The 9,522-nt window shown below is 26.7% G+C and carries 11 protein-coding genes; 10 read left to right on the top strand and 1 reads right to left on the bottom strand.

Going from position 1 to position 9,522, the window contains the following annotated elements; translation table 11 throughout:
* Positions 1-156 precede the first annotated feature (156 nt).
* Genes HZY82_RS02875 through mltG form a run of 6 tightly spaced genes read left to right on the top strand, consistent with a single transcriptional unit; the run spans position 157 to position 4,284 of the window.
* Complete coding sequence (locus HZY82_RS02875) at positions 157-945, top strand: Nif3-like dinuclear metal center hexameric protein (RefSeq protein WP_135155888.1); 789 nt, start codon at positions 157-159, stop codon at positions 943-945.
* A gap of 15 nt (positions 946-960) precedes the next feature.
* Positions 961-1,896 (top strand): thymidylate synthase, encoded by a 936-nt coding sequence (locus HZY82_RS02870; protein WP_135155887.1) that lies wholly within the window; start codon positions 961-963, stop codon positions 1,894-1,896.
* A 9-nt stretch (positions 1,897-1,905) separates the two neighbouring features.
* Positions 1,906-2,385 carry a dihydrofolate reductase gene (locus HZY82_RS02865; RefSeq protein ID WP_135155886.1) on the top strand — a complete coding sequence of 160 codons (480 nt, stop codon included), beginning with the start codon at positions 1,906-1,908 and terminating at the stop codon, positions 2,383-2,385.
* 13 nt (positions 2,386-2,398) lie between these two features.
* The gene (gene ruvX, locus HZY82_RS02860; RefSeq protein ID WP_179938591.1) at positions 2,399-2,827 is read left to right on the top strand and encodes a Holliday junction resolvase RuvX; all 429 of its coding nucleotides are present in this window, start codon (positions 2,399-2,401) and stop codon (positions 2,825-2,827) included.
* 11 nt (positions 2,828-2,838) lie between these two features.
* Positions 2,839-3,147 carry a DUF1292 domain-containing protein gene (locus tag HZY82_RS02855; protein WP_135155884.1) on the top strand — a complete coding sequence of 103 codons (309 nt, stop codon included), beginning with the start codon at positions 2,839-2,841 and terminating at the stop codon, positions 3,145-3,147.
* A gap of 3 nt (positions 3,148-3,150) precedes the next feature.
* A complete protein-coding gene (gene mltG / locus HZY82_RS02850) occupies positions 3,151-4,284 on the top strand; it encodes an endolytic transglycosylase MltG (RefSeq protein WP_135155883.1) in 1,134 nt (377 codons plus the stop codon).
* Positions 4,285-4,371: 87 nt separating this feature from the next.
* On the opposite strand, the gene rpsP is transcribed toward mltG, so the two are convergent.
* A complete protein-coding gene (gene rpsP, locus HZY82_RS02845) occupies positions 4,372-4,644 on the bottom strand; it encodes a 30S ribosomal protein S16 (protein WP_135155882.1) in 273 nt (90 codons plus the stop codon).
* Positions 4,645-4,902: 258 nt separating this feature from the next.
* On the opposite strand from rpsP, the gene fmt reads away from it, so the two are divergent.
* The 4 genes from fmt to ybeY all read left to right on the top strand — a co-directional run bounded on the left by fmt (position 4,903) and on the right by ybeY (position 9,514).
* Entirely contained in the window at positions 4,903-5,859 is a 957-nt protein-coding gene (gene fmt, locus HZY82_RS02840; RefSeq protein ID WP_135155881.1) for a methionyl-tRNA formyltransferase, read from the top strand.
* Positions 5,852-7,177: a 16S rRNA (cytosine(967)-C(5))-methyltransferase RsmB gene (gene rsmB / locus HZY82_RS02835; protein WP_135155880.1), complete on the top strand. Its 1,326-nt coding sequence runs from the start codon at positions 5,852-5,854 to the stop codon at positions 7,175-7,177. Before fmt ends, rsmB begins: the two co-directional genes overlap by 8 nt.
* 44 nt (positions 7,178-7,221) lie before the next feature.
* The gene (uvrC, locus tag HZY82_RS02830; RefSeq protein WP_135155879.1) at positions 7,222-8,967 is read left to right on the top strand and encodes an excinuclease ABC subunit UvrC; all 1,746 of its coding nucleotides are present in this window, start codon (positions 7,222-7,224) and stop codon (positions 8,965-8,967) included.
* Between the two features lie 76 nt (positions 8,968-9,043).
* Positions 9,044-9,514 carry an rRNA maturation RNase YbeY gene (gene ybeY / locus HZY82_RS02825; RefSeq protein WP_135155878.1) on the top strand — a complete coding sequence of 157 codons (471 nt, stop codon included), beginning with the start codon at positions 9,044-9,046 and terminating at the stop codon, positions 9,512-9,514.
* The last annotated feature ends 8 nt before the right edge of the window (positions 9,515-9,522 follow it).

The raw sequence follows: 9,522 nt of genomic DNA, 5'->3' as shown, positions 1-9,522 counted from the left end.
GTCTAATTTAATTTATATATGATTAGATTAGAGGAGAGAAATAAATTGATTTTTATTATAATGAATATTAATTACAATACTAGTTAAGTTTCCTATTAGACATGAAGCATAATTATTTGATATAATACGATAGTAGCAAAATTAGGAGGTCTAATTATGGTAAAAGTAGATGATATATATATATATATAAAAGAATTAGCAAATGAAAATTTGGCAGAATCTTGGGATAATGTAGGGTTATTACTTGGAGATAGAAATAAAAATGTAGAAAAAATAATGCTTTGTCTAGATGTAACTACGAGTGTAGTTAAGGAAGCTATAGAAAATAATATAGATCTAATAGTATCACACCATCCACTAATATTTAAATCCATAAAAGATCTTGAATATGGATATTTTAAAAATGATATAATAAGAGACTTGATAAAAAGTGATATTGCTGTAATTTCTGTACATACTAATTTAGATTCTGCTAAGTTAGGTTTAAATTATTATTTAGCAAAAAATCTATTGTTGGAAAATCTTAGTGTACTTGTTCCTAATAAATCTTATCCTGACGAAGGATTAGGAAGAATTGGGATGCTAAGAGAGGGAATGTTATTGGATGATTTTATTAATTTTACAAAAGAAAGGTTAAATATTAATTTTGTAAGGTTAGTAAGATCAAACAATAAAAAAATAAAAAAGGTTGCTATTTTAGGTGGAAGTGGTGCTTCATTTATAAATAATTTACCACAAGATATAGATATTTATCTAACTGGGGATGTTGGATATCATGAAGCAATAGATGCTTTAGAATGTAACATAAACATTTTAGACATAGGACATTATGCAGAAAAAATAAGTAAAAATCTTTTGAAAGAATACTTAGAAAATTTAGAAATAAGTCCAAATTATGAGATCCTTTTATCTAACTCTGAAAGAGATCCTTTTGAGTTGATTTAGAAGGAGGTGAATCGAATGTTTGCAGATAAAGAATACTTAAAGCTTTGTAATCATATAATGGACGAGGGATTCATAAAAAAAGATAGAACCGGAGTAGGAACTAAAAGTGTTTTTGGTTATCAAATGAAATTTGATTTAAATCAAGGATTTCCACTTTTAACAACTAAAAAAATAAATTTCAATTTAATTTGGTCCGAATTATTATGGTTTATTAAGGGGGATACTAATATAAGGTTTCTTTTGGAAAATAATAATAACATTTGGAATGAGTGGGCATTTAAAAGATGGGTAGAAAGTAAGGATTATCGTGGCCCTAATATGGAAAATTTTGGACATAGAGTTTTAATAGATCCGGAATTTAAAAAACAATATGAAGAGCAAGTCGATATATTTAAAAAATCTATACTTGAGAATGTTAAATTTGCTACTCAATATGGAGATTTAGGGAATGTATATGGGAAACAATGGCGTAATTTTAATGGAGTAGATCAGTTGAAGAATGCAATTGAAACTATTAAGAATGATCCAGACTCTAGAAGAATAGTTGTATCAGCATGGAATCCTATGGAAATTGATAGTATGGCACTTCCTCCATGTCACACTATGTTTCAATTTTATGTAACTGATAATAAACTATCATGTCAATTATATCAGAGAAGCGGAGATGTATTTTTAGGTGTACCATTCAATATAGCATCCTATTCCTTATTGACAATCTTGGTCGCTAAGGAATGTGGCTTAGGTCTAGGGGAGTTTGTTCATACACTGGGGGATGCTCATATTTACAGTAATCATTTTGAACAGGTAAAATTACAAATGACTAGGTCACCATATAGACTTCCGGAGATAAGAATTAATAATTTTAAAAGTATATTTGATTTAACTATTGAAGATGTAGAATTGGTGGGTTACCAATCTCATCCGTTTATTAAAGCACCAATAGCTGTTTAGGGAGGATATATGATTTCATTGATTGTAGCTTACGATAAAAATAGATGTATTGGAAAAAAAAATACAATTCCTTGGAAAATAAAAGCGGATATGCTAAGAGTAAAGGAATTAACAACAAATCAGACAATTTTAATGGGAAGAAAAACCTATGAAAGTATAGGAAAACCACTACCAAATAGAATAAATAGAGTTCTAACAAGATCATTAAACTATACTGCAAATGGAATAGAGATATATCATGACTTTGATATGGCAATAAAGAATATACAAACGGAAAAACTTTTTATTTTTGGTGGAAGTCAAATATACGAACAATATATTGATAAAGTCGAAGAAATGTATATTAGTGAGATTCAAACTTGCGTAGTTGGGGATAGTTTTTTTCCAAAAATTGATATGGAGAAGTGGATAGTAGTGAGTTGTGAGGAATATGATAGTGATGAAGATAATGAATATAACTATAAATTCATTCACTTAAAAAGAAAATAAGGTTTGGTCTAAAATGATAAAAAAAAGAATTATGGGGCTAGATTATGGTAGTAAGACTATTGGTGTTGCAATAAGTGATCCTTTGAATATAACAGCCCAAGGAATAGAAACATTAAATATCAATGAAATAATTAAAGATTTTAAAATTAAAAAAATTAAAGAACTAATTAAAGAATATAATGTAGGCACTATAGTGGTAGGTATGCCAAAAAATATGGACAATAGTTTAGGCTTTAGAGCTGAAGCAACACTTAATTTTATAGAAATATTAAAAAATAAAATAAAAAGTGTAGAGATTGTTTTACAGGATGAAAGAATGACAACCATTGCTGCAGAGAGAGTTTTGTTGGAAGCAGATATTTCTAGAAAAAAAAGAAAGAAAGTAGTTGATAAAATAGCTTCGGTATTAATATTACAAACGTACTTAGATATAAAAAATTAAGGAGATTAAAAATGGTAGAAAAAGATTTAGATAAAATGAAAGTAGGTATGGAAGAAGAAGTATTTACACTGAGTAATGAAGATGGTGTAGAAAAAGAATATAGAAAAATTTTAGAATTTACAAATCCAACTAATAGTAATTTATATTATATTTTTGCAGAAGAGGATAAGATGGAAGAAGAAGAATTACAAATATTTCCAATGGTTTGTGTAGAAGATGGAAATAATATTCGCTTTGAGCCTGTAGAAACAGATGAAGAATATTCAATGATAGAAGAAGTATTAGACATCTTATACTTTGATTCGGAAGAAGGTGAATAATTTATGAATGAAAAGCTAAAAAAAAGGAGAGATGAACTTAGAAAGAAAAATAAAAAAAATAGTGATTTATTTGCTATAATAATTTCACTATTTATAGTTATAGGAATAATTGCTTTATCTTTAGGATATTATCTTACAACTCCAGCAGATAAAAATGATAAAGAACAAATAACAGTTGAAATTAAAGAAAGCTATGGAACAAGTGCAGTAGCAGATGTATTGGCACAGCAGGGCTTAATAAAAAATGAAACTATGTTTAAATTGTATTCTAAACTTAGTTCAAAAAATGAATTTTATGTTGGGAAATATCAAATAAATAAGTCTATGTCGGTATCGGAAATTTTAGAAATATTAACTACTAAATCTAAAGGAAAATCTGGGGTTACAATTTCTATAATAGATGGAGATAATGTTCAAAAAATAGCGAAAAAAGTTGCGGAAGTTACAGAAATTTCAGAAGAGCAATTCATTTCAAAAGTAAATGATCAAAATTTTATAGATAACCTAAAAATAGAGTTTCCTTCTTTAATAACAAATGAATTAGATAATTCTAATTTAAAATATAAATTAGAAGGATATTTATATCCTGCTAAATATGATATAGATGATAGTAATAAAAAAGATCCAGAAATATTGATTAGATCAATGGTATCAGCTACAAATCGTAACGTAGTTCCACTATTTAATTCAAATGCAAAGGTATGGAATATAAATAATAAAGATGAGGTTATATCTATCCATCAATATATAACTATGGCTAGTATTTTAGAGAAAGAATCTACTGCAGTAACCGATAATGGATCTATAGCAGGGGTTTTTATGAATAGATTAAAAATAAATATGCCCCTACAGACAGATCCATCAGTTACATATAGTTTAAATAATAGAACTGTAGAGTTGAGTTTTCAAGATTTAAAAAATCAAGATCCATATAATACTTATGTTAATACAGGCTTAACGCCAGGACCAATATCAGCACCTAGTATAAGATCTTATGAAGCATTAAATAATATAGTAGAACATGATTACTTATATTTCTTGACGGATAAAGAGGGTAAAGCTTATTTTGCAACAACATATGCTGAACATGAAGCTTTAGCGAGAAAGTATATTCCTGGATATGTTTCAACAAATTAATTATAAAAAGAAGTTTGGGTAATATATTACCCAAACTTCTTTTTATAAAAATGATTCAAACTTTTTTTTATAAAGCTTAAATTAAAATTATTTGCTTAATTTAGAATCATGGAATTTTTTCAGGATACCTTCTTTAGATAGCAAACTTCTTACTGTATCAGAAGGCTGTGCTCCATTCCCTAACCATTTTAATGCTAATTCTCCATCAATTTTAACTTCTGCTGGTTCTTTAATTGGATTATAAGTTCCAATTGTTTCGATTGAACGACCATCACGAGGTGATCTTGAATCAGCAACAACGATACGATAGAAAGGTGATTTTTTAGCACCTAATCTTTTTAAACGGATTTTTACTGCCATTTTAATACTCCTTTAATATTTTTTCAACTTATTTAAATTTATAGTGTTGTGTGTTAATAGAAAACTTAAACGAAGCTGAGGAATATGTCAGTAAAGTTAGTCAATTAAGCTAAATTAATTTTAACATTTAATAATAGACAATGTCAAGAATAATAAGTACTACTTGTCAATGTTTTTTGTTGACAATAATAGTTTGGGTAGTTAGACAACGGAGAGTATGTTATAATGATATAAAAGAATGAAATGGTAGGTAATAGTATGAATAAGAAAAAAATTGTATTTATGGGGACACCTATTTTCGCAGTTCCAATATTAGAGATGCTTATAAAAGATTTTAATGTTGAATTAGTAATAACTCAACCAGATAAAAGAATAGGTAGAAAAAAAGTTTTAACATCTCCGCCTGTGAAAGTAGTAGCTGAAAAGTATAATATTCCCATTTTACAACCAGAAAAGATTTCAAATGATGAATGTACTTATAATAAATTATTAGAAATTTCCCCTGATATAATAATTACAGCAGCATATGGTCAATTAGTACCAGAAAAGATATTAAAAATACCTAAATATAAATGTATAAATGTTCATGGATCGCTTCTTCCAAAGTTAAGAGGAGGAGCTCCTATTCATTATGCAATTTTAAAAGGATATAAACAAACAGGTGTTACTATTATGTACATGGTTAATAAATTAGATGCAGGAGATATGATTTCCAAAGTAGCATTTGATATACTTGAAACAGATAATTTTCAAAGTGTCCACGATAGGATGTCGTTAGCAGGGAGGGATTTACTAAAAAAAACATTACCTAAAATTTTTATTAAAAATATAAACCCTGTTCAGCAAGATGAAAGTTTAGCAACATTTGCTAGTAATATTACACGAGATGATGAAAAAATAAATTGGTCCAAAACAGCTAGACAAATATTCAATCAAGTAAGAGCTTTTGACCCAAGTCCTGGGGCATTTACTTATTTAAATAATCAAATATTTAAAATTTGGAAAACAGAAGAATGTGAAAATATCTCTAGTAATTTACCTCCAGGAAGTATTATAGGCCAAGATAAAGAATCGTTATATGTAAAATGTGGGGAAGATTCTACTCTGAAAATAATTGAGGTTCAAATTGCAGGAAAAACAAGGACGTCTGTTAAAAATTATTTATCAAATAAAAAAAATTATATAGGACAAATATTAGGGGATATACATGAATAAAACAGCAAGAGAATATGCATATGCGATATTAATAAATGTTTTTTTAGATGATGCGTATAGTAACATAAGTATTAATAAAGTATTTTCTAAAAATAATATTTCTTCCAAAGATAAAAAATATATAACCCAATTAGTATATGGGAGTATAAAGAATAAATTATATATAGAGCATATTATAAAAAGATTTTCTAAAGGTAGGATAAAGCCTAAAGTAAGAATATTAATTTTGATGTCATTGTATCAGATATTAAAGCTAGATAAAACTCCTGACTTTGCTGCTGTTAATGAAGCAGTTAAATTATCAAAAAAAATTTTTGGATTACATACTAGTAAATTTGTTAATGCAATATTAAGAAATATAATTAGGAATATTGAAAAAATAGACTATGTTTTTAAAGATGAGGATGAAGAAATAATAATAAAATATTCTTGTCCTAGAAGTTTATATATGATTCTAAAAGAACAATATGGTAAAGAAAAAGCCATTTCCATTGTGAAATCATTTAATACCACGAGTGAAAATAGTATACGAATAAATCTATTGAAAATCACTAAATCGGATTTGATTAATTATTTTGAGGATAGGGGTATAAGTGTTAAAGAAAGTAGTGTTGCTGAAGATTGTTTGCTAGTAAGTAGTATAGATATAACAGATCCAAAATTTCAAGAAGGTTATTATATAATTCAAGATGAAGCTAGTGCTCTAGTAGCTCATGCTTTGGAAGAAAATAGAGAGAAGACTTTAAATATTTTAGATGTATGTGCTGCGCCAGGAGGAAAAAGTTTACATATAGCAAGTCTTTATAATAATTCTTGCTTAATATCCTGTGATAAATATCAGCATAAATTAAAACTAATTGCTGATAATGCAGAAAAATTAGGTATAACCAATATTTGTATCCAACAGCAAGATGCAACAGAGTTAAATATAGAGTTTTTAAATAGATTTGACGTTATCATATGTGATGTTCCTTGCTCTGGAATGGGTGTTATAAAAAATAAACCCGAGATTAAATATAAAGTAGATGATTCATACATAAGAAAACTTACAGATCTACAATTAGAGATATTAGAAAATTCTATTAAATATCTTAAACCAGAGGGATGTTTAATTTATTCTACATGTACTATAGATAAAAGAGAAAATGAGTATAATATTAATCGTTTTTTAGAAAAAAATCCTAATTTTAATTTAGAAAATATTAGATTATCAAATCAATTTGAGAAAATTCAAACAGGAATGATAAAAATACTTCCAGATGACTATAATTGTGATGGTTTTTTTATCTGTAAATTGCGAAAAAATAGTAAAATTTAGGTAAGATATGTATGCATATCTTACCTATTGTTTATGGTGAAAAAATGAATGATATGTTAAAGAAAAAATTAAAATTATTGCCAGAGTCTCCAGGTTGTTATATTTATAAAAATAAGTATGGAGAAATAATTTATATCGGTAAGGCTAAAATATTAAAGAATAGAGTAAGAAGTTATTTTTCAGGGAAACTTAATAAGAAAACTGAAAACTTAGTAAAAAATATAGTCGATCTAGATTTTATTATAGTAAATTCTGAAAAGGAAGCCTTAATATTAGAAAATAATTTAATAAAAAAATATAAACCATATTATAATATTAAATTGAAAGATGATAAATCTTATCCCTATTTAATGATAACTAGGGAAACTCATCCTAGACTTTTATTAGTTAGAAAATTCAACAAAAATAGTAAAGATATTTATTTCGGACCATATGTTGATATTAAATCAGCTAATAATTTAAAAAAGATTGTAGATAAAATATATCCATTAAGAAAGTGTAATCCTATTGAAAAAAGACCATGCACATATTATCAAGTAGGAGAGTGTATCGGACCTTGTGCAAAGAATATAGAAAAAAAGGAATATACCGATCGAATAAAAAAGATTAAAAATTTTTTATCTGGTCAAACAGAAAGTGTTGTAAATGATTTATCTCTACTTATGCAAGAATATATAAATGTGTTAGATTTTGAGAATGCTCAACAAATACATGAATATATTAATTCGATAAAAAAATCAATTGAAAAACAAATTATTAATAGTAACGGTGTTAAAAATATTGATTATATTGGCTATTATTATAATGAAAATTATATTTGCATACAAATGTTTTTACATAGATTTGGTTCGATAATTGAAAGAAAGGTGGAATACTTTGACTTATATACAGATTTTAAAGAGATTCTTCTAACCTACTTGAACCAGTATTATTTAATAAACAAACCTCCGCACGAAATTTATATAGATGGAATAGATGAAGATGTGATATCTAATCTTTTGGATATAAAAGCAATCAATCCATCTAGAGGAAGGCATGCACATATTTTAAAGACAGTAAAATCTAATGCAAAATATTATTTAGAAAATGAAATAAATATCATTGAAAGAAAAGAAGAAAAAGTAGCAAAAACATTAAAATCGCTATCTGAAAAATTAATGGTAAAAAGTTTGAAAAGTATAGATATATTTGATAATTCTAATATCATGGGGAGAGATGCAGTTTCTGTAAAAGTAAATTTTTTGAACGGGAAGAAGAATACCTATGGATATAGAAAATACAAGGTAAAAACGGTTCAAGGAGCAAACGATATTGCAACAATGAAAGAAGTACTGCTTAGAACTTACAAAGATAAAGATTTTTATACAAATTTAATTATTGTTGATGGTGGAGAAAATCATGTTAAAGCAGCAATAGATATTATTCATCGTAATCTTAATTTAGATATTAAAATAATAGGTTTAGTTAAGAACACTAAACATATAACAGAATATATTGTGACAGATAATTTTGAAATTATAAATTTGAAAAAAGATTCCGAAGAATACCATTTTTTTAAAAGAATGCAAGATGAAGTACATAGATTTGCTATAACATATCATAAGAGATTAAGAAATAGCAATATGTTTAATACTCCTTTAGATAAAATTAAAGGAATAGGGAACGAAAGAAAGAAAAGAATACTTCAGTATTTTTCAAAAATAGAAGATATAAAGAATGCCAGTGATGAGGAATTTAAAAAGATAGGTATTCCACAATCTATTGTTAATGAATTGAAGAAAAATTTATAAAATTGAGTACATAGATTTTTTTTTTCAAATATATTATAATAGTAAGATATAAAAATTAAACTTAATGGAGGTTGTCATGGAGTTTGTTGAGATAATTGATGATAAATCATTGATAGAAGAAAGAACTAAGGATATGTTGGTAAATTTATTAGCAATAGCAGCAAAGCTAGAAAATATTGATACAAGTAGTATTGAATTTTCCTTATCTTTTGTTGAAGAAAAAGATATTCAAAATATAAATAAAGAATACAGAGGAATTGATAAACCAACGGATGTTATAACCTTTGCTTTGAACGATGAGGTAGAAGGAGAATTAGAAATTATAGGTGGTGAAGAATCAAGTTATATAGGTGATATTGTAGTATGTACAGATAAAGCAAAAGAACAATCTAAGGAATATGGGCATTCTTATGAACGTGAGCTTGGTTTTTTAGCAGTACATGGTTTTTTACATTTATTAGGCTATGATCATATGAATGAAGAGGATGAAAAAATTATGTTTAATAAACAGGATCGAATTTTAGAAAAGTTTGGTTTATTTAGATAGGAAGAAGC

The organism is Gemella sp. GL1, from assembly GCF_013415365.1.
Lineage (GTDB): Bacteria > Bacillota > Bacilli > Staphylococcales > Gemellaceae > Gemelliphila.
This window is presented reverse-complemented; position numbering and strand designations above follow the sequence as displayed.

Excerpts from the sequence above, each read along its gene's own strand:
- HZY82_RS02875 (WP_135155888.1), top strand. The coding sequence starts at position 157 with ATGGTAAAAGTAGATGATATATATATATATATAAAAGAATTAGCAAAT.
- HZY82_RS02870 (WP_135155887.1), top strand. The coding sequence starts at position 961 with ATGTTTGCAGATAAAGAATACTTAAAGCTTTGTAATCATATAATGGAC.
- HZY82_RS02865 (WP_135155886.1), top strand. The coding sequence starts at position 1,906 with ATGATTTCATTGATTGTAGCTTACGATAAAAATAGATGTATTGGAAAA.
- ruvX (WP_179938591.1), top strand. The coding sequence starts at position 2,399 with ATGATAAAAAAAAGAATTATGGGGCTAGATTATGGTAGTAAGACTATT.
- HZY82_RS02855 (WP_135155884.1), top strand. The coding sequence starts at position 2,839 with ATGGTAGAAAAAGATTTAGATAAAATGAAAGTAGGTATGGAAGAAGAA.
- mltG (WP_135155883.1), top strand. The coding sequence starts at position 3,151 with ATGAATGAAAAGCTAAAAAAAAGGAGAGATGAACTTAGAAAGAAAAAT.
- rpsP (WP_135155882.1), bottom strand. The coding sequence starts at position 4,644 with ATGGCAGTAAAAATCCGTTTAAAAAGATTAGGTGCTAAAAAATCACCT.
- fmt (WP_135155881.1), top strand. The coding sequence starts at position 4,903 with ATGAATAAGAAAAAAATTGTATTTATGGGGACACCTATTTTCGCAGTT.
- rsmB (WP_135155880.1), top strand. The coding sequence starts at position 5,852 with ATGAATAAAACAGCAAGAGAATATGCATATGCGATATTAATAAATGTT.
- uvrC (WP_135155879.1), top strand. The coding sequence starts at position 7,222 with ATGAATGATATGTTAAAGAAAAAATTAAAATTATTGCCAGAGTCTCCA.
- ybeY (WP_135155878.1), top strand. The coding sequence starts at position 9,044 with ATGGAGTTTGTTGAGATAATTGATGATAAATCATTGATAGAAGAAAGA.